Below are 18869 nucleotides of genomic sequence, written 5' to 3'. Positions count from 1 at the left end.
TTACTTCACGTTGGTAATGTGACGTCTATGGCATTCGGGTTAGTCGTTTTCAGTGGAATAACAATCTTTGCGTTTGTCTCCATTGATAATGCAATGGTATGGAGAAAATGATATCCAATTCATGATGAATCAGCTATCAAACTGGCAGTGCGCTGTTACCACAAGATATTTCGCCCTCTTACAGTGAAGAGGGCGAAATGATTTGCGTGGTTGTACTATCACTGCAGATTCATTAATCGCATTGCCATTGTACTGCGGTTTCCGGCTACGCTATTGCTGCTTGATTTTAATCGCCTTGTCAGTTGATGAGGGGGCGTCTGAATTGTCCAATCTGCAGTCCCCCCGATAGAAGGCCCAGCTGCCACACTTTTTACTGGTGCTGGGATTGATGCAAAGATAACTTGTGGGGATACCGTTTTCAGTAACCACTACGCTTTCGAACCCCGCCTCCTTACAGTGCTGAATCGATTTGTCCGGCATGCCCGGTTTCTCATTGGCTTGACTGATCTTTTGATCGGTTTGAGGCTCCGAGTTTTTTGTGGAACAACTGGCAGTAACCAGCAGTAGGCTCAGGGATAGAGATAACATGGCGCTATTTCGTATCATTATCGGTATCCTGAGCTATAGGCATTTGTATGCGGTTTACCCTTGGGGTTATAGCCTGGTCAGCAGAGTTTATAACCTTGTTGTAACGCTTTTCACCGGAGATGGTGCCTGTCTGTTGACTACTACCAGGTTTGTCGCTTTCCAATACTGTCATGGTGCGGCTACCGTCAGCCTGATCGGTGATTTTGACTTTCGCCATGAGTACGTTGGTATCGGGGATGCGGCGCCCGTTATAAGTGTGTCTGATGTTTTTACCTGCACCGTCGAATGCCAATGCCTGCATATCGCTGTTGTTGTCAGAGGCCGGTTTCTTGGTTGCTCCCTGCTGGTCCTCCGATGATGATCGATAACTGTTGTTGGTCAATGTGACTTGAGTATTGCCAATGGAAAGATTGTTGATTTCGTTGGACTCATTTTCATATCCCTGATCATCTACCCAGAGCGACATATAGTAGGTGCCGCTGGGAATTGAGTTTCCATTGGTATCGGTGAAGAGATTGAAACTGGCGGGAGACTCCTCATCCCGATAGACAGACACGCCCGGATTGAGAATATGATTGGCATGTTCGTAAAAGAGGTAATAGCCCCCCTGGCTGGTATCTTCACCAATGGTCAAGATGAGGTTGATATCCCAATCGGTGCGAGTGGTTGGGACGTCACCATCGTTGTATACCGTATACTCCAACAGGCCATTTCCATAACTGTCCCACTCTGCATACCAGTAATCGATCGCAATGTCGGGTAGGGATGAGGAGTCGATGTGGACCTGGCCGTCACCAAACGATTGGTTGTCATGTTCGTCACTCTCTTCGACTTCCTGCAGATCATCCACCCAGGTGGCGATGTAGTAGTCACCAGGCGGCAGATTTTGCGGCAGTTTGAAATATCTGGGGTTGGATTGATCACGTGAAGCACTGTCACCTGGTGCCAGGGTCACCGGGATCTCTTCATAGACGATATACCAATCGGAGCTGTCGATCTGGTTATCCGTCGATAGCATCAGATTGACATCCGCACCCATTGGCGCATCGGCTGTGCCGCCATTGATGACCTCCCACTGCCAGGTGCCTTGACCGCCGGCCTGGGTGTCGTAGTTGAGTTGCCATTGAACTATCTCCAGATTGGGTAGTTCGCCATCGGTGGGGGGAACAACCGGGTCGACATCATCATCGGTGTTCTCGCCGGTATTGGCGCCATCGGTTAAAACCAGTGCCTGGGACATGACCCGACCGACCATGGTATAGGGGAGCCAGAAAAACCCATTATCCCCCCAGCCGGTTCCCCAGGAGTTGATGATTTTGAAAGCCCCGCCATACTTGTTGTCGTCGTAACCGACCAGGGTTACCGCATGGCCACCACTTGGTTCGCCGGTGGTTGAGTTGTAGACCGAGTTAGGGCCGCTCAGTCTCTGTAGATCATCGTATACGAGAATACCGGCCACCACCGGATTTCGATTTGCCAAGGCTGCCTTTATCTGCTGTGTACTGGTAATGGAGCGATACTCACGCGCTTTGTAGTTGGCAGCCTGAGCGATCGCCTGTTGACTGGGTTGTCTGGTGAAATTGGTGTTGTCATAGGGCATGTTTCCCCAGGTGGCAGCACCTCGATCGATTATCAGCTGTAAGGCTTCATCGATGCGTGAACCCTGATCCACACCACCATTGATCTGGTTGTAGATCCAGGCGGGACTGAACACCGTTGCCTCCGAGAAGGCCCACTGCTCTTCAACCTTTTCGTGGTAGGATTTCAAGGCATACCCGGTTGCCCAGCCGACGCAACTGCCCTGTGTACCCTGGTTGCCCGGCTGCGGAAAATTTCCCGAAAGGTCGATCGAGGCTGGCAGGCTGGGATCATCTCCGAGTGTGGAGCCAAACCGCTCGCCATCAAAGAAAGCCAGCTCCAGGCGTCCATACTCTTCAGCAGGAATTTCGTTGGCGCCTGTACCATGCCCCTCCAGTTCTCCAATGGATATGGTGACCTCGGCAACGTTACTGAAGAGGGAGCCGTCGGTTACCTTGTACGGAATAACAATGATGTCCGTACCATCGTCTGTGAGGATGGCGTAGAGGTCACCTGTATTGGGATTGACAAAGGCGCGCTCATAACCGGAGCCATCACTGGCAGCCTCCATGCTATAGGATAGGGTGTCATTGTCCGGGTCGTTACCGATCAGCTTGATGTTGATATAGGGGCTGTTGATATTGCTTGTGACTGAAATATCCTCAGCGGTGGGCGCTCTGTTTGAGGTTGGTTCAGGATCGTCATCGTCCCCACCTCCGCCGCCGCAGGCTGAGATGGTCAGGATAAGAGATAAATAAAGAATGAGAGATTTTAGATAGTTCCATCTATTCATCTTTGCGAAACTCCTTTTCGTAACGGTTAGATAGATAATGTGGGATGAGAGCAGGGATAGGTCGAGATGGCTAGCTAGGGATTCCCCTAGCAGCGACGTTCAATTTTTACCGTACATTTTTTTGCGTCGATAAACGTGGCAAGGCAGGACAGATGTTTACTGCCACGGTTTTTTTCAGGGTCAATGGCGCTCTAACAATTAATCATCGTTATAAAAAATCCTGTGTGGCATTGGGTTTTTGCCGGTTTTGCAATCGGTGAGGATTAAAAATTTTGATAATTTGCACCAGTTCACAGGTTCCGGAATGGGATAAGGCGTCGTAACAAATTTCATTTACGATTTAGCGGGCCTGTTAAAAACGATTTTCTTTTTAACGGTGTTCGGGTAACCCTTCTGTGATAACTGACCGGGGCATCTTTAAGAGTGGTCTGTCGGTTTCAGGTTGGTGAGAGGGTTATGGTTCTCCTGGATTCTATGGATCAGTTTTGATGAAAACTCAATCCGATTACAGATTCACCTTGATCCTGAAGGTGTTTGACCGATGACGACCACAACAGATTTCACCGCAGAGGGTTCTAAGGTTGAGTTGAAAGCGGGTGCATTCACACTGTTGAAGCTATGCATGTCTGAGCTGGATACCGATGCCATTGATGGCCTGCTATGCGAGCGCATCGCCAAGGCGCCCGATTTCTTTCGCAACACACCAATAGTGATCGACCTTACGCAGAGTGAGGTTGAGATGGCGGATAGCGACCTGGCTGTCGCGGTCGGTGCCATTCGCGGTTACGGGTTGATACCGGTTGGTGTTCGGGGTGGCTCGAAGGCATTTCAGGAACAGGCGAGATTGCTGGAGCTGGCAGTATTTTCCGATAACCGCCGTTCTGCAAAAAAAGAGTCCACAAAGCGGCCCCGTGCCCCATCCTCATCGATGCCTGTGGCGACCAAGGTTGTCGACACGCCGGTACGATCCGGACAACGGGTCTATGCACAGGGTGATCTGGTGCTGTTGGCGCCGGTAAGCAGTGGCGCGGAAGTGGTGGCAAATGGCAGCATTCATGCCTACACCTCCATTCGTGGTCGGGTGATGGCCGGGGTGAGAGGTGATGAGCAGGCCGCAATATTTTGCAAGGACCTCAGAGCGGAGCTGGTTTCAATCGCGGGTCGTTACAAAGTGAGTGAGGATCTTGAAGCCCGTTTTATGGGGCGTCTTGTGCGTGTCACCCTACTGGGGGATGCCTTGGTATTCAAAAAGTTGTAGTCGGATTGATCATAGATCTGAAAAGTTTATATACCTAGAAAATGGGAGCATTGAGTTGAGTAGAATCATCGTTGTCACATCCGGAAAAGGGGGCGTAGGGAAGACCACTACTGCGGCAGCTTTGGCAATGGGGCTTGCTGAGCGTGGCTTCCGCTCTGTGGTGATCGATTTCGATGTGGGTCTGCGAAATCTCGATCTGATCATGGGGTGTGAGCGTCGGGTCGTGTATGACTTTATCAATGTCATTCACGGTGAGGCGCGTCTCAATCAGGCGCTGATCAAAGACAAGCGGAATGAGAACCTGTTTATTCTTCCGGCGTCACAGACTCGCGACAAAGAGGCCCTGACCAAAGAGGGTGTGGGCAAGGTACTGACTGATCTGTCTGAAGATTTTGATTACATTGTCTGTGATTCACCTGCGGGTATTGAGCTGGGTGCCACGATGGCAATGTATTATGCAGATGATGCGTTCGTTGTGACCAATCCGGAAGTCTCTTCGGTGCGCGACTCGGATCGTATGATCGGTATCCTCTCAAGCAAATCCCAACGGGCCGAAGAGGACCGGGAACCGATTCGCGAGTATCTGCTGCTGACCCGCTACTCCCCTGAGCGGGTGGAGCGTGGTGAGATGCTGAGTGTTGAGGATGTGCAGGATATCCTCTCTCTCGATCTGATTGGGGTGATTCCGGAATCCCAGGCAGTGCTCAATGCCTCCAACTCAGGTGTGCCGGTCATCATGGATGGTGAGAGTACGGCGGGACAGGCCTACAGTGATGTGGTGGCCCGTTATCTGGGAGAACAACTGCCTCACCGCTTCCTTGAGATCGAGAAGAAAGGCCTGCTGGGCCGCTTGTTCGGGGGTTAAGACAATGGGTTTGTTGAGCTACTTTAAATCCAAATCCACATCCGGTTCAGCATCGCTTGCAAAGGAGCGTCTGCAGATCCTGGTGGCTCATGATCGCGCGGGTCGGGACGCCCCCTCTTACTTGCCACAGCTGCAGCGGGATATTCTCAAGGTGCTGCGCAAGTATGTCGCGGTTGAGCCGGGCGCGGTGAATGTCAACCTGGAGCATGATGAGCATCACGAGGTGTTGGAACTGAATATCGTATTGCCCGAGGGTGAACGCTCCACCGGGTAAGCGTACATCAACGGGCGATGAACTCAGGTGGTCCTATCAATCCCGTAACATGGATATCACCGGCGGGGTTTCCGGTAGGATGCTGCGCCAAAGCCGGAAGGATTCCGCTGCCTGCTCCACCAGCATGCCGAGACCATCAAGTGAGCGGGCGGCCCGATGGGCCTTTCCCCAGATCTGAAACGGGGTAGCCTGGTTGCTGTATAGCATGTCGTAGCACCAACCCCCTTTGGTCAGGACATCATCGGGTATGTTGGGCACTTCACCATCGAGTCCCGCAGCTGTGCCGTTGATGATCAGATCGAACTGCATGCCTTGCAGCTCTTCCAGTCCACAGCCGGCCACCTGTCCATAGCTGGTAAGCACGCTGGCTAGGGCGTACGCCTTGCTGGCAGTCCGGTTGGCGATGATGATGCGTTTCGGTTTCTGCTCAAGCAGCGGGCGCATCACACCACGCACCGCACCACCCGCACCCAGCATCAGGATACGTTTGTCCGCCATGCGGAATCCCTGGTTTACCGTCAGATCGCGAACCAGACCCACCCCGTCGGTGTTATCTCCCCGCAGCAGGTTGTTATCGAGGCGGATCAGGGTATTTACCGCACCCGCAGTATGGGCTCTGTCACTCAGTTCGTCAGCCAGTCGCCAGGCCTCCTCCTTAAAGGGCACGGTGACATTCAGCCCCTGTCCACCCTCAGCCATGAACCGATGCACATCCCTGGCAAAATTCTGTTTGTCACCGAGAATGCGCTCATAGGCCACCGCTTCACCGGTCTGACGGGCAAAGGCGGCATGGATCTCAGGAGACTTGCTGTGGGCGATTGGATTGCCGATGACTGCGTACTTATCCATAGGGTTCTGCTGCTCGTGGGCCTCGGCCTGTTAACACGGATTCAATCAGTCCTGCAGCCACTGTGCTGCCTGCTTGGCAAAGTAGGTGAGGATTGCGTCGCAGCCAGCCCGCTTGAGACACAGCAGGGATTCCATCACCACCGCCTGTTCATCGAGCCAGCCGTTTTGCGCGGCGGCCTTGAGCATCGCGTATTCACCACTGACCTGGTAGGCGAAGGTGGGGACCTGATAGGTCTCTTTGACCCGGCGTACGATGTCCAGATAGGGCATGCCCGGCTTGACCATCACCATATCGGCGCCCTCCTGCAGATCGAGTCCCACTTCGTGCAGCGCCTCGTCACTGTTGGCCGGATCCATCTGGTAGCTGTATTTGTTGCCGCCACCCAGGTTTGCAGCCGAGCCTACGGCGTCACGAAACGGGCCGTAAAAACTCGAGGCGTATTTTGCCGCATAGGCGAGAATCCGGGTGTGGATATGTCCGTCGGTTTCGAGTGCTTCGCGGATCGCGCCGATCCGGCCATCCATCATGTCCGAGGGGGCAACCACATCGGCGCCCGCTTCGGCGTGGGAGAGGGCCTGTTTGACCAGAACCGCCTTGGTCTCATCGTTCATCACATAGCCGCTGTCGTCGATCAATCCGTCCTGACCATGGGTGGTAAAGGGGTCCAGTGCCACATCGGTGATCACGCCCAGTTCCGGCAGCGCGGTTTTCAGCGCCCTCACCGCCCGTTGCGCCAAACCGTCGGGATTGAAGGCTTCACGGGCGTCCAGGCTTTTTGCCGACACCGGGGTAACTGGAAACAGTGCCATGGCAGGAATGCCCAGGGCATCAATCGCCTTCGCCTCCTCAACCAGCAGGTCGATACTCATGCGCTCCACCCCAGGCATTGAGAGCACAGGTTCCCGCTGCTGTTCTCCTTCCAGAACAAAAACCGGGAAGATGAAATCTGCCGGGGTCAATTGGTTTTCACGCATCAGGCGACGGGAGAATTCATCGCGCCGCATTCTTCTCATTCGTGTGGCGGGAAATTGTGATCGGCGATATTGGCTGGTCATGTTTGAGACTCTGACTGTTTGGGAAAAACTCCTACGATAACCTATGATGCTGGTCTGAGTGTACTATCGGTTGAAAATCTTCCGTAGTAGTGATCCGAAAACGTAAAAAAATCCAAGACTCCAGGCTGTCTTCATGAGTAACAACAAGCAGAATCCTCCCTATATCTACAATGTCGATGAGGCGGGCTTCGATGAGCAGGTGATCCAACTATCCCACCAGGGGCCGGTATTGGTCGATTTCTGGGCTGAATGGTGTGCCCCCTGTATCTCACTGGCGCCAGCCCTGGAGCGTGTGGTCAGCGAGTATGAGGGACGAATGCAGCTGGCAAAACTTGAAGTGGATGACAACATGCGGCTAGCCGGGCGCTATCGGCTACGGGGGTTTCCAACCGTCATACTGTTTGTCGATGGGGAAGAGAGAGGGCGTTTTCACGGTTCCCGTGCCAGCCACTGGATCAGGGCGTGGATCGTCGAACATCTGGGCGATTTTTAGACGCTTTAGCGTGTGCGGCTCTCGGGCGATGTTTAATAGTTGTCCAGCGGCCTTGATTGAGTCGGATTCGAGCAATATACAAAGAAAAAATCGCTATAAATACAAAGAGCTAGTGGTTTATGACAATTTTAGGTAATTAACTTCCGGAGATGGCTAAAGATTTTTTCAGCGCAGCCGTCATTATGGATAAGTTTTGATGGTTTCGATCCTCCTCCGGCGCTGAAACATAAGCGCTTTAAACCCACCCATCCCCCGGGTGGGTTTTTTTTCATGCTCCAGTCTGCTACCTCTCAGCCTCGAATCAGGGTCTCTTTCAGGGCGTCTCTGATGACTGTGGGTCGCGATAACCCCCCTGTCCTGCCATGGATTACCAGGTCAACACCGGGGGTGCAACGCAGATTGACCTGCAGAGGATTCAGTGCCGGAGGGTGCTGGCTGAGATTGGCACTGGTGGAGACCAGTGGCGTACCGGCGACTCTGCAGAGTGCAGCGGCCAGTGGATGGTCGGTAACTCTCACGGCGATCGAATCGTGCCTGCCGGTCAGCCAGACCGGGGTGCGCTCTGAGGCGGGTACTACCCAGGTGTTCGGTCCAGGCCAGCTTTCAACAACCCGTTGCCAGGCCTGTTCAGGTATCTCACCCAGATAGGGCGTAAGGGCCTCAGGCCTGTCGGCGATCAGAATCAATCCCTTTTCCTGTGGGCGTCGTTTCAGCTTCAGGAGTCTGGCTACGGCATCCCCATCCTGGGGGTGGCAGCCCAGCCCAAATACAGCCTCGGTTGGATAGGCAATCAGCCCGCCTGCATGAATGACATCGCGAGCCAGGCGAAGATGCCAGGGGTGTATGAACTGTTCCACTGCAATTGCTTTTTTTACGTCAACGGTTGGCGAAATCTCATTGTACGTAGTATCGATTGGCTTAGAAAGTTATCGCTTCCATCTGGCAGAGTGCCGTTGAAGGCTTGGCAAGTTCCCGGGTTAAGCGCTATTCGCTGTTGTTTGTCAGGCAAAACCTCACCAAACTCATGGCTGGGTTGTACGGGTATCAGTGTAAAAATCCGCAAATCCATCTTGGCAGATGACTCGGATCATGGAATAGTCTGTAAAAGTCGGGGTAATGGGGTGAGTTAAGCGGTGAGTTCAAGGACGTTATTGATTAAATTGGGCATAGGTCTGCTGGGACTGTTTCTAGTCGGGCAGGTAGTTGCTCAGGTTTCTCGATACAGTTTGGCAGAGAAAGCGTGGCTGGATGATCGACAGAATCTCAAGGTTGGTGTGGTTGAGATCAGCGCGCCGATTCTCTATTTCGAGGCTGGACAGACGATGGGCTTGGCGGCAGACTACCTGCGTGCTTTGGCAGCCAAGCTTGGCCTCAATCTCGACCTGGTCAACTACAACTCGGTCGATGCCCTGGTGGAGGGCCTTCGCAGTGGCGAGATCGACCTGATTGGGGCGATGGTCCACTCTGCTACAACCCCCGCCGATTTACACTTTTCCCGTCCCTATATCTCCCTGCCTACCGCCCTCTATGCAAAGCAGAAGCTCTCCGTGAAGGAGATCGCCGGTTTGCAAGGGCAGGAAGTCGCCGTGACGACGGGAACGATCTGGGAAGAGCTGTTGCCCCACTATCTTCCCGGCATCAAGTCGCGGTCTTTTGCATCGCTTGAGAGCGCTTTGCAATCGGTCGTGGATGGACGGATGCCTGTTTATCTCGGAGATACCACCAGTGTCGAATATCTTCTCGCCGGGGGGCGCTTCAAAGGACTGAAAGTCACCCAGCAACTCGATCTGACCATGGATGTGGCGCTGGTCACCCACGCCGCTACTCCCGCATTGCACAGCTTGCTGCAAAAAGCGATCGATCGTCTCAGCCTGGATGAACTGCATGAGATCTGGAACAACTGGCCTGAGGTTGAGAATACACTGCCAAATCAATCCAGCTTTTTTGTCAATCTGCTGTGGGGGGTGTTGCTGATCAGTTGGAGTTTGATACTGATCTGGATAGTCAACAGGCGTTCAAAGCATGGCCTGGAACACCACCGCTCTAAAACCCGACGCTCCATCAAACGGCTGCGCAAACGGGAAGAGTTGCTGAAACATAAGCTGTTGGAGCTCAAGCACAAGACCAAGCGCTACAGAAGCAGAGCCAAGAGCCTGCGCCGTCAGGTCGATTTTACCAACCATGTGCTGCCTTGTGCGAGCTGGGCCTGGGATCCTGCCAAGGGCGAGTGCTTGTGGGAGGAGGATATGTTCGCACTCGTAGGGATGAAAGAGGGGGATTTTCAGCCGACCTCCGACGCCTTTCTGGAGCTGGTGCACCCACAGGACCGGGAGCTCGTATCACCCCTGTTTGTCGAGAACAGCATCGAGCCGAGTAAAATCAGTTACCGATTGATACTTCCTGATGAGACGGAAATGGTGCTGTTGCAATACAGTCATATCGTCGGGGCGGAAGACAATGAAGATGCCAGGCGGGTCTCCATCTGTTGGCGCATCGATCAGTATACCGGCGGTTCAAAACGTCAACATTTGTCAATTGTGCCAACCACCGCGCCGATTTCTGATGAGGAGAGCGGGGAATAGCGGTGATACTCGGGCAACCGGCACTGTTTTGCAGTCTGCAGCCGGGATCTGACTTGCATTCACTGCAGGATCGCCCGAGCACCTTTCGCGAAAACCGTTGTCTCAACAACCAGCCAAATAATAAGGGATAAGATCGATGATGAGATTGTTTTCAATTTTGCTACTGTCACTGACATTTACCACCAGTCTGCCTGCTGCCGCCAAGGTTACGCCATCAGAGCGGGTCAAAGAGACGGTGGATAAAATTCTCGAGATCCTTAAGGATGAGAACCTGGATAAGGGGGAGCGTCGCGACATGGTCAAAACCATCGTACGCTCGCGCTTCGACTATGAGTCGATGTCCCAGGTGATACTGGCGGCCAACTGGCGTAAGGCCACGGCACCCCAACGGGAACAGTTCATTACGCTGTTTCGTGAATTGCTCGAACAGACCTACTATTCCGCTATGGACAGCTATTCCAATCAGGAGGTGCGCATGGGGCGTGAGCGCCTGAAGGGCAAGCTGGCGAATGTACAGACCTACATCGTGGCCTCGAATAAAGAGCTGCCGGTCAGTTACAAGTTACGTTTCCGGAATGATGACTGGTATGCTTACGATGTGGCAGTGGATGGTGTGAGTCTGGTCAGTAACTACCGCACGTCATTCAGAAACCTGGTGAAAAACAAGGGAATGGACGGGTTACTGGCTGAACTTGCCGAAAAGGTTGCTACACTCAAATCTCAGAATAAGAAAACTGAAAAACAAGAGGCGCCTGAAGCCTCGGTAAACTGACTTAAACGTGACAACTGGATAGGTACCCTGATTGAGCGAGAATCAGCCGGGGGGAGTAGGCTGGTCAGCGGCTGTCCGGTTGTCGGTTTAATCCCCTTATCCCAATCTGGATCATCAAAGGAGATCTGAGCATGTATAAGAAAAAACTCTTGACCCTGATGGTGGCTTCTCTGCTGCCCTTTAGCGCTGTTATCAATGCAGAAGAAGTCCTCCAGGAGGGTGGTGGTATGGCCCAGAGTGAGGCCGGGGAGACGGCAGAGGCGGTGCAGGCTGATGCTGCCGGGCTGGCTCCGATTGTGTCAGCTGACGCGCAAACAGCTGAGCCTGCGCCGGAAACGGATCAGAGTGAAACCATGGCGGCCGAGATGGGGCAGGGTGAGGCGACTGGTGGGGATCAGGCGCCTGCAGCTGAAACCGGTATGCCGTCAGAGCCGGTGGTGGAAGCTGAGGCAGCAACCGATGCGGATAACGCTTATTCACAACGCTGGAAGGAGCGGGAGACCCGCTATCAGGAGCTACGCAATCGTGCGGAAGAGGCTGGTGTCATGCTGCCGGCCCATCCGCCTTGGCGGATGTCGCAGATGGAAGCTAACAGACCGTCGATGGATGAGCGTCGTCAGCACCATGAGAAGATGATGAACATGAGTCCGGAGGAGCGTGACGCCTATCGTCAGGAGCGCTATCAGAAGATGCGTGAACAGGCGCAGCAGCAGGGTATCGAAATGCCTGAGACGCCGCCATGGGTAGCCCGTAAAAAGGCGATGGAAGAGGAGTGGGCAAAACATCAGGTGGTGATTGAAGGGATGACGGATGAAGAACGTGCCGCCTGCCATGCGATGCACAGAAGACACATGGGTCATGGTATGGGTCGAGGGCACGGCATGGGGCCAGGGCATGGCAAAGCCTGTGGTCACGGCTGTCAGGGCCCCTATGGCAATCCTGGAGCGATGCCTGCCCCCAGGTATCCCGGCTATGGTTATGGTCCGGCGCCTTATGGTCAGGGGAACTTCTGGGATCCCAGCTATTGATAGGTTGACTGCCAATTGATTGGAATGGGGAGAGCCGAATCCCTCTTAGCGTAAACGCCAGGCTCCTCATTTAATCCATGGCTTGTAGGTGGGGCCATGCCCCACCAAATACGCTTTAAGCACGCGCCAGACGCCCCCTTACTTCATTGGTGTTAACTACCGCGCGCCTGATGGCAAGTTAATTACCCAAGTCTTTCTATTTTGCTCCCGAAAAAACGTTTACTCCAGAGTTGCAAGCTCTGCTGCTCAGCGGTGCTAATGAAGCGTGCTACATCCTCAGCGGCCTCAGTCCAATCGATTGCCGCGACCTTTTCCAACAAGGCATGATTCAGCCAGGTTTTGTCAATCTTCTGGTTTTGTCCTTCCCAAGGTCCATATTGATTGAGGGCTGCTTGTAAGTGGGTATAGTTGGGTTGAATATTCTGCTTCACATACCAATTGAAGTCATACCAGTCGCGCCCTTTAACATAGGGTCTGCAAAGCAGTGCATGAATTTTAAGTGAGAAGTTGCTGCTGAGGTCCTGATGACAGACCTCAAAATCCAATGGAAAATCGAGATAGGTGTAGTCAAACCCTGAGCCTTCCGGCGGATTGATATCAATTTCCAGCTTGATTTTCAGCTTTTGATGTTCATTGCCCCGGTAAAAGGCTAGGTTGAGTTGGTTTCCAATTGAGTTGTCTTTAAGTAGAGCCTTCTTAACGCGCTGATCCATGCGGCTTTTGTTAACCGCTTCGGATCTTAAGCCGAACACCTCGAGTCCACTCATCAGTCTTTCCAGGTAGGTATTCCATTCAAAATCCGGGTCGGGTGTTTTGAGAATGAAATCCAGGTCCTCAGAGAAGCGGGGTAGGCCGTGTAAAATGCGCAGGCTGGTTCCGCCTTGAAAGGCGGCTACCTCAAAAAATCCTGCTTGCCATAAAGAATAGAGGGCGATCTCTTGCAGGATCTCCTTGATTGCCTGTTCTTCCTCAACCGGGTTTACGATTTTGTATCGATCCAATCTTTGTTGAATGAGTTCAATCATTGCCTAACTCCTTGGCTAACGATGTGAGAAATGAATTGACCCGCTTCTGTTTATAAACCAGTGCTAAAGTCCTGATATCCGCGCCGGTGATCTGTCGCAGATTTTCGTATTCGATACGCATTCCATCAATTAGCCAGGTCATCCCTTGCCACTCTGTTTTTCGTAAGCACACCAGATCCATCAGCGCTCGAAAAGGTTGGGCGATCAGCATGGTTTGATTGGAGATCTGCACCCGTTCGACCATTTCCAGAAAGTAGCCTGCCTGAAGGGCTAGTGGTGAAAAGGTGAAATGGCCATACTTTGGGTGAGTGTATTCAAATGATTTGCGGCCAGGCGTTACACAAGCTGTCGTGTAGACGGCTTCAGGAATCCAGTCATGATGTGCGAGGGCTGTTTCAAACGATACGTAACTGCCAGGCATGAAGGCTTGAGCTAATGCATAAGGGTGGCTGGGATGGTCGCGGAATTGATCAGCCAACAAATAACTGCCTCGGCGCAGGCGCAGTAGCTCGCCAGCTTTGATAGCGCGGTTTACCAGATTGTGGCGGCGTTGTGGCGTACCTTCCAGCAGTCGCGCAAGCTGGGTGTCCGTCAGTACCCGGTTGGTCAGGCCGAGTTCAATAACCTGCTTCGTCAGTGTCTGCACCACCGAATCCCTTTTCTCTCTGTTGCTATATAAATAATTCTAGAAACTTTCACAATTTGAAAGTTTACCTTCTATTTCTAATAATTCAATCACTACAGTAGATATTCTACTGTTATTTATACTTGGCATTTTTCATAAAGAAGGCAGAATACACATAACCACTTTACAGTAGGTCTTCTACTGAATTTAATTTGAGTAGAGATCGTTAGGGTGGGGTAAGCGGCAGGTTGCAGCCTGCCGCATTTGTTCAATCTCAGACAATTGATATAAGGAAACTGAACGTATGAAAGTGTATCAGATCAGCTACGATCTGCGAAAGCAGCGTAATTATGAGGCGCTCTATGAGCTTATCAGAAACTATAACGGTTACTGCCATGCCCTGGAGTCCAGTTGGTTAATCACCACCCAGCAAAGTGCTACCCAGGTCCGGGACTATCTGAATCAGGCCCTGGATCAAGATGACCGTCTGTTGGTGACGCGTCTTCAAGGTGAGGCCGCATGGACCGGCCTCGATGATGAGCTAAGCCGCTGGCTGAAAGAGCAGCTCAGCAACTGTAACGTGTAAAAGGAGAAACCAGAGGCCAAGGATGGCCACTGATACAAATGGACAGAACCTTATGAGCAAGCTCTTGCATTCCATCGCCGACATTCGTACCGGACACGCCTTCCGTGGCAGGATTGAAGAAGATCCCGACGGGGATTATCCTGTGCTGCAGATCAAGGACCTCAAAGGCCGGACCCGGATCACCTCCGATCAGTTACCGCGCATCAAATGGCAGAGTGATAGAGAACCTGTCCCGGCCGTTGTCGATGATATTCTTTTGCCGACACGGGGGGAGCACTATAATGCGGTGATTCTACAGGGCGGTGAACCGGTCGTGGTAACTGGCCAACTCTATGTTTTGAAAACGAAAACCACGCAGATGACAGCTGAATTTCTCGCCTGGTATCTGAACCAGAAGACCGCGCAGCACTATTTCCTGAGTCATCGCACCGGTTCTTCCATTCCCATGTTGAACAAACAATCCTTGCAGCAGTTGAAGATCCCCACGCCTCCCCTGGAGATCCAGCAGAAGATCGTCACCCTACATGATCTGTGGGTGCGGGAGAGAGAAGTCACCGAGCAACTGCTCGACAATCGTGAAACAATGCTCAACGGCATCTTTCATAATCTTTTGGAGCAATAAGCGGCATGTCCCCAAAGCAGAGCAAAGTCCCTCAAGACAGCATCGACCAGAGCAAAATCAACAGCGCCCTGTGGGCCGCCTGCGATACCTTTCGCGGCACCGTCGATTCCGCTGTCTACAAGGACTATCTGCTCACCATGCTGTTCCTCAAGTACCTCTCCGATGTCTGGCAGGACCACTACAACGACTACAAAGCCCAGCATGGCGACAGTCCGGAGTTGATTGAAGAGCTGCTGAAGAATGAACGCTTTGTGCTGCCCAAGTCAGCCAATTTCTACGCCCTCTATGAGCAACGCTACGAGCCGGGCAACGGAGAGCGCATCGACAAGGCCCTGCACGCCATCGAAGACAGTAACAGCAGCAAGCTGCGCGATGGAGACCACGGTGTGTTTCAGGATATCTCCTTCAACACCACCAAGCTGGGAGACGAGGTGCAGAAGAATGACGTACTGCGCCACCTGATGGAGGATTTCAACAAGCCCGAGCTTGATATGCGCCCCAGCCGGGTGGGTAAGAGAGACATCATCGGCGACGCTTACGAATACCTGATCGACCGCTTCGCCTCCGGTGCCGGCAAGAAGGCCGGGGAGTTCTACACCCCCTCCGCTGTCTCGGAGCTGATCGCAGAACTGGTGGAGCCGAAAAAGGGTGATGACATCTGTGATCCCGCCTGCGGCTCCGCCTCCCTGTTAATGAAGTGCGGCCGCCAGATCAAAAAGCGCGTTAAGGGCTCGAAGCAATACCAGCTCTTCGGCCAGGAGGCGATCGGCAGTACCTGGGCTCTGGCCAAGATGAACATGTTCCTCCACGGCGAAGACAACCACATTATCAAATGGGGTGACACTCTGCGCAACCCGCGCTTGCTCGACAAGCAGGACAATCTGCTCCTCTTCGATGTGGTGGTGGCCAATCCCCCCTTCTCCCTGGAAAAGTGGGGGCATGAGAGCGCCGCAAACGACAAACACAGCCGTTTCCGCCGCGGTGTTCCTCCCAAGACCAAAGGTGACTACGCCTTCATCCTGCACATGATCGAAACCATGAAGCCGAAAACAGGGCGCATGGGCGTGGTGGTGCCCCACGGTGTGCTGTTCCGTGGCTCCAGCGAAGGTAAGATCCGCAAAAAGCTGATTGAAGAAAACCTGCTGGACGCGGTCATCGGCCTGCCGGAAAAGCTCTTCTACGGCACCGGTATTCCCGCCGCGATTTTGATCTTTAAAAAGAAGAAACAGGACGACAAGGTTCTGTTCATCGACGCCAGCCGGGAGTACCGGGATGATAAGAACCAGAACCATCTCACCGACGAAAACATCGCCAAGATCGTCGCCACCTACAAGGCTAGAGAGTATGTCGACAAATACGCCTACCTTGCAGGACCGGATGAGATCAGGGAGAACGATTTCAATCTCAATATTCCCCGTTATGTAGATACCTTCGAGGAAGAGGAGGAGATCGATCTACAGGCCGTGCGGGAGGATAGAAAAAAACTGAAGGCGGAACTGGTCAAGCTGGAGAAGGAGATGGACGGTTACTTGAAGGAGCTGGGGTATTAATGGCTGAAGGGGATCTGATTTTTTACACCACAGACGACGGGCTTTCCCGGATAGAATTGCGGGATCAAGATGGCTCTGTTTGGCTCTCCCAGGCCGAGATGGCTGAGCTGTTTCAAGCGACTAAGCAAATATCAGTTTGCACAAACCAGCGCCGAGTGTATTGAGAGTGAACCTGGAGTATGTTCGAGATTGTGCTCATGGGAAGGATATGCCCATTCAGATGGAAGGATGTCAGCTAATGGTCAAAGTACAGCCAGAGCGTCCCCTCTCCCTCCGGGAGAGGGACAGGGAGAGGGGGTCAAAACGGCTTAATGAGTATGCCCGCAAGTTGCGCAGGACAAGTACAGAAGCCGAACGCTGTTTGTGGCGGCATCTTCGTGCGCGAAGTCTGGCAGGCTGCAAATTCCGGCGTCAGGTGATCATAGAGCCTTATATTGTTGATTTTGTCTGTCTCGATGCGAAATTGGTTATTGAGGCGGATGGCGGACAACATAGCGAGCAAGAAACCTATGACCTTAAAAGAAGCGATCGATTAGAAAGTATGGGGTATCGAGTGCTACGATTCTGGAATCATGAAATCCTGTATAACACACAGGCAGTGTTAGAACAGATAGAACAAGTGCTTGTTCAGGACCCCTCACCCTGTCCCTCTCCCGGGGGGAGAGGGGACGATCTGAGCTGAACGGCAGAGACGATTCGATGACGATCCACTGATGCCGCACTGCACCCTTTGTTCGGTTTTCGGGATTCCGCCAGCAGTGGATTGCAGAAATATGAGTATGTTTTTTTTATTTCTCCTTGTGTTTGATGTCCCAATGAAACCATTAAAAAAGAAATGGAAAAACATCTTGAGAGGCTTGCATATGATTTCTATGGTCAAAGCACAAACAGAACGTCCCCTCTCCCTCCGGGAGAGGGGGATCAAAATGAGATCGCCAAGAACGACCACAACCTCAATATTCCTCGCTATGTCGATACTTTCGAAAAGGAGGAGATCAATCTGATGGCAGTATATAAGGAGCGAGATGAGATAAAGAAACAACTCGCCGATTGGATGAGAAGATGAGTGGGTGTTTGAAGGAGTTGGGCTATGGTGCCTGAAGGGTGGAAGGCGACGGAAATCGATAGCCTGGCAATCTTGAAGTCAGGAGGAACTCCAAGTAAGCGAAACTCTGCCTACTGGGGTGGTTCTCATCCGTGGGTGTCTGCTAAAGACTTAAAGACACACTTTATCAGCAATAGTATCGATACATTGACTGATGCCGGTTTTTTAGCGGCAAAAATTGCACCTCAAGGTGCAGTACTGGTTCTTGTTCGCGGTATGACTTTGCTAAAAGACTTTCCAGTCGGAATTGCAACGAGAGATATTGCTTTCAATCAGGATATCAAGGCGCTTATTGCAAAACCAGGCGTAGATTCACTGTTCCTTTTATATCTGTTAGCCAGTAACAAAAACGGTATTAGACAGTTAGTGAATACTGCCGGACATGGAACCGGCAGACTGGACACCGAACAACTCAAGGCTTACCCGGTAAATATCCCTGCAGTCAACGAACAAACCAAAATCGCCCAAATCCTCTCCATCTGGGACAAGGCCATTGAAACCACCGAAAAGCTGATTGAAAACAGCAAGGCGCAGAAAAAGGCGCTGATGCAGAAACTGTTGACGGGGAAGAGGCGGATTCCAGGATTTAGAAAAAAATGGAGAGAAGTGTCTATAAAAGATATGGGAAAAGTTGTTTCTGGTGGGACACCAGATACGAGTAATCCAGACTATTGGGATGGTGAGATTTTATGGACAACGCCAACTGATATAACTGCACTGAAAACAAACTACATTAGTGACACCAAGCGGAAAATTACACAAAAAGGTCTAAAAGAGAGTTCTGCAATATTGCTTCCGGTTGGTGCTTTATTAGTCTGTACACGTGCAACAATCGGCTATTCAGCTATTGCGCAGAAGCGTATTACGACAAATCAGGGATTCAAGAGCCTCATTCCAGATCAGGAATTTGATAGTGACTTTATATATTACCTAACCCAACATTTTAAGCATGAATTTGTGCGGTATGCCTGCGGCTCTACATTTCTTGAGCTTTCAAAAAAAGATTTCGAAAAGAGGACTTTTTTCGTACCAGAGAAGCAAGAGCAACTGCGTATTTCAGGGGTACTTAACTGCGCCGCAAACGAGATATACAAATTAAGCGCGTCACTAGATCTTTTGCGTACTCAAAAAAAAGCCCTCATGCAGCAACTTCTCACCGGCAAACGCCGAGTAAAAATAAAGAATCCTAAAGCCGCTAAGAGTGTGGCTTAAAGTTTCGT

At 52.0% G+C, this 18869-nt stretch carries 20 protein-coding genes; 13 read left to right on the top strand and 7 right to left on the bottom strand.

Annotated features, from left to right (window positions below):
• Nucleotides 1-270: 270 nt before the first annotated feature.
• Together AC4IE8_RS09100 and AC4IE8_RS09095 are read right to left on the bottom strand one after the other, a co-directional pair.
• Complete coding sequence (locus tag AC4IE8_RS09100) at nt 271-606, bottom strand: hypothetical protein (protein WP_490790849.1); 336 nt, start codon at nt 604-606, stop codon at nt 271-273.
• Complete coding sequence (locus AC4IE8_RS09095; protein WP_490790848.1) at nt 593-2959, bottom strand: C1 family peptidase; 2367 nt, start codon at nt 2957-2959, stop codon at nt 593-595. Before AC4IE8_RS09095 ends, AC4IE8_RS09100 begins: the two co-directional genes overlap by 14 nt.
• A 541-nt stretch (nt 2960-3500) precedes the next feature.
• Here AC4IE8_RS09095 and minC point away from each other — a divergent pair.
• Genes minC through minE form a run of 3 tightly spaced genes read left to right on the top strand, consistent with a single transcriptional unit; the run spans nt 3501 to nt 5356 of the window.
• Nucleotides 3501-4217: a septum site-determining protein MinC gene (minC, locus tag AC4IE8_RS09090; protein WP_068994540.1), complete on the top strand. Its 717-nt coding sequence runs from the start codon at nt 3501-3503 to the stop codon at nt 4215-4217.
• Nucleotides 4218-4272: 55 nt separating this feature from the next.
• Entirely contained in the window at nt 4273-5082 is an 810-nt protein-coding gene (gene minD / locus AC4IE8_RS09085) for a septum site-determining protein MinD (RefSeq protein ID WP_071892801.1), read from the top strand.
• Between the two features lie 4 nt (nt 5083-5086).
• A complete protein-coding gene (gene minE / locus AC4IE8_RS09080; protein ID WP_068994536.1) occupies nt 5087-5356 on the top strand; it encodes a cell division topological specificity factor MinE in 270 nt (89 codons plus the stop codon).
• Between the two features lie 36 nt (nt 5357-5392).
• On the opposite strand, the gene aroE is transcribed toward minE, so the two are convergent.
• Both aroE and hemB read right to left on the bottom strand, forming a co-directional pair.
• Nucleotides 5393-6205 (bottom strand): shikimate dehydrogenase, encoded by an 813-nt coding sequence (aroE, locus tag AC4IE8_RS09075; protein WP_490790847.1) that lies wholly within the window; start codon nt 6203-6205, stop codon nt 5393-5395.
• Nucleotides 6206-6250: 45 nt separating this feature from the next.
• Nucleotides 6251-7261 (bottom strand): porphobilinogen synthase, encoded by a 1011-nt coding sequence (hemB, locus tag AC4IE8_RS09070; RefSeq protein ID WP_490790846.1) that lies wholly within the window; start codon nt 7259-7261, stop codon nt 6251-6253.
• Between the two features lie 133 nt (nt 7262-7394).
• On the opposite strand from hemB, the gene AC4IE8_RS09065 reads away from it, so the two are divergent.
• The gene (locus tag AC4IE8_RS09065) at nt 7395-7754 is read left to right on the top strand and encodes a thioredoxin family protein (RefSeq protein WP_068994528.1); all 360 of its coding nucleotides are present in this window, start codon (nt 7395-7397) and stop codon (nt 7752-7754) included.
• 290 nt (nt 7755-8044) lie between these two features.
• Here the strand turns inward: AC4IE8_RS09065 and tsaC are convergent, their stop codons facing one another.
• On the bottom strand, nt 8045-8611 hold the full coding sequence (gene tsaC / locus AC4IE8_RS09060) for an L-threonylcarbamoyladenylate synthase type 1 TsaC (protein WP_490790845.1): 567 nt from the start codon (nt 8609-8611) through the stop codon (nt 8045-8047).
• Nucleotides 8612-8980: 369 nt separating this feature from the next.
• Between tsaC and AC4IE8_RS09055 the strand changes: the two genes are divergently transcribed.
• From AC4IE8_RS09055 to AC4IE8_RS09045, 3 genes are all read left to right on the top strand, one after another.
• Nucleotides 8981-10336: a transporter substrate-binding domain-containing protein gene (locus AC4IE8_RS09055; protein WP_490790844.1), complete on the top strand. Its 1356-nt coding sequence runs from the start codon at nt 8981-8983 to the stop codon at nt 10334-10336.
• A gap of 136 nt (nt 10337-10472) precedes the next feature.
• Nucleotides 10473-11108 carry an MlaC/ttg2D family ABC transporter substrate-binding protein gene (locus tag AC4IE8_RS09050; protein WP_068994524.1) on the top strand — a complete coding sequence of 212 codons (636 nt, stop codon included), beginning with the start codon at nt 10473-10475 and terminating at the stop codon, nt 11106-11108.
• Nucleotides 11109-11239: 131 nt separating this feature from the next.
• Nucleotides 11240-12136 carry a hypothetical protein gene (locus AC4IE8_RS09045; RefSeq protein WP_490790843.1) on the top strand — a complete coding sequence of 299 codons (897 nt, stop codon included), beginning with the start codon at nt 11240-11242 and terminating at the stop codon, nt 12134-12136.
• A gap of 182 nt (nt 12137-12318) precedes the next feature.
• Here the strand turns inward: AC4IE8_RS09045 and AC4IE8_RS09040 are convergent, their stop codons facing one another.
• Both AC4IE8_RS09040 and AC4IE8_RS09035 read right to left on the bottom strand, forming a co-directional pair.
• Nucleotides 12319-13161: a nucleotidyl transferase AbiEii/AbiGii toxin family protein gene (locus AC4IE8_RS09040; RefSeq protein WP_490790842.1), complete on the bottom strand. Its 843-nt coding sequence runs from the start codon at nt 13159-13161 to the stop codon at nt 12319-12321.
• The gene (locus AC4IE8_RS09035) at nt 13154-13807 is read right to left on the bottom strand and encodes a type IV toxin-antitoxin system AbiEi family antitoxin domain-containing protein (protein WP_490790841.1); all 654 of its coding nucleotides are present in this window, start codon (nt 13805-13807) and stop codon (nt 13154-13156) included. Before AC4IE8_RS09035 ends, AC4IE8_RS09040 begins: the two co-directional genes overlap by 8 nt.
• 283 nt (nt 13808-14090) lie before the next feature.
• Between AC4IE8_RS09035 and AC4IE8_RS09030 the strand changes: the two genes are divergently transcribed.
• The 6 genes from AC4IE8_RS09030 (at nt 14091) to AC4IE8_RS09005 (ending at nt 18861) form a co-directional block, all read left to right on the top strand.
• Nucleotides 14091-14372, top strand: a complete 282-nt coding sequence (locus tag AC4IE8_RS09030; protein WP_490790840.1) for a hypothetical protein — start codon at nt 14091-14093, stop codon at nt 14370-14372.
• Between the two features lie 52 nt (nt 14373-14424).
• Complete coding sequence (locus AC4IE8_RS09025; protein ID WP_490790839.1) at nt 14425-14994, top strand: restriction endonuclease subunit S; 570 nt, start codon at nt 14425-14427, stop codon at nt 14992-14994.
• Between the two features lie 5 nt (nt 14995-14999).
• Complete coding sequence (locus AC4IE8_RS09020) at nt 15000-16544, top strand: type I restriction-modification system subunit M (RefSeq protein WP_490790838.1); 1545 nt, start codon at nt 15000-15002, stop codon at nt 16542-16544.
• Nucleotides 16545-16752: 208 nt separating this feature from the next.
• Nucleotides 16753-17226 (top strand): endonuclease domain-containing protein, encoded by a 474-nt coding sequence (locus AC4IE8_RS09015; RefSeq protein WP_490790837.1) that lies wholly within the window; start codon nt 16753-16755, stop codon nt 17224-17226.
• Nucleotides 17227-17379: 153 nt separating this feature from the next.
• Nucleotides 17380-17610 (top strand): hypothetical protein, encoded by a 231-nt coding sequence (locus tag AC4IE8_RS09010; protein ID WP_490790836.1) that lies wholly within the window; start codon nt 17380-17382, stop codon nt 17608-17610.
• Nucleotides 17611-17634: 24 nt separating this feature from the next.
• Nucleotides 17635-18861 carry a restriction endonuclease subunit S gene (locus AC4IE8_RS09005; protein ID WP_490790835.1) on the top strand — a complete coding sequence of 409 codons (1227 nt, stop codon included), beginning with the start codon at nt 17635-17637 and terminating at the stop codon, nt 18859-18861.
• Nucleotides 18862-18869: the final 8 nt, after the last annotated feature.

Source organism: Candidatus Thiodiazotropha sp. AKAK2, assembly GCF_058244685.1.
Note: the sequence above shows the minus strand (reverse complement) of the source record. Positions and strands in the feature narration are given on the sequence as shown.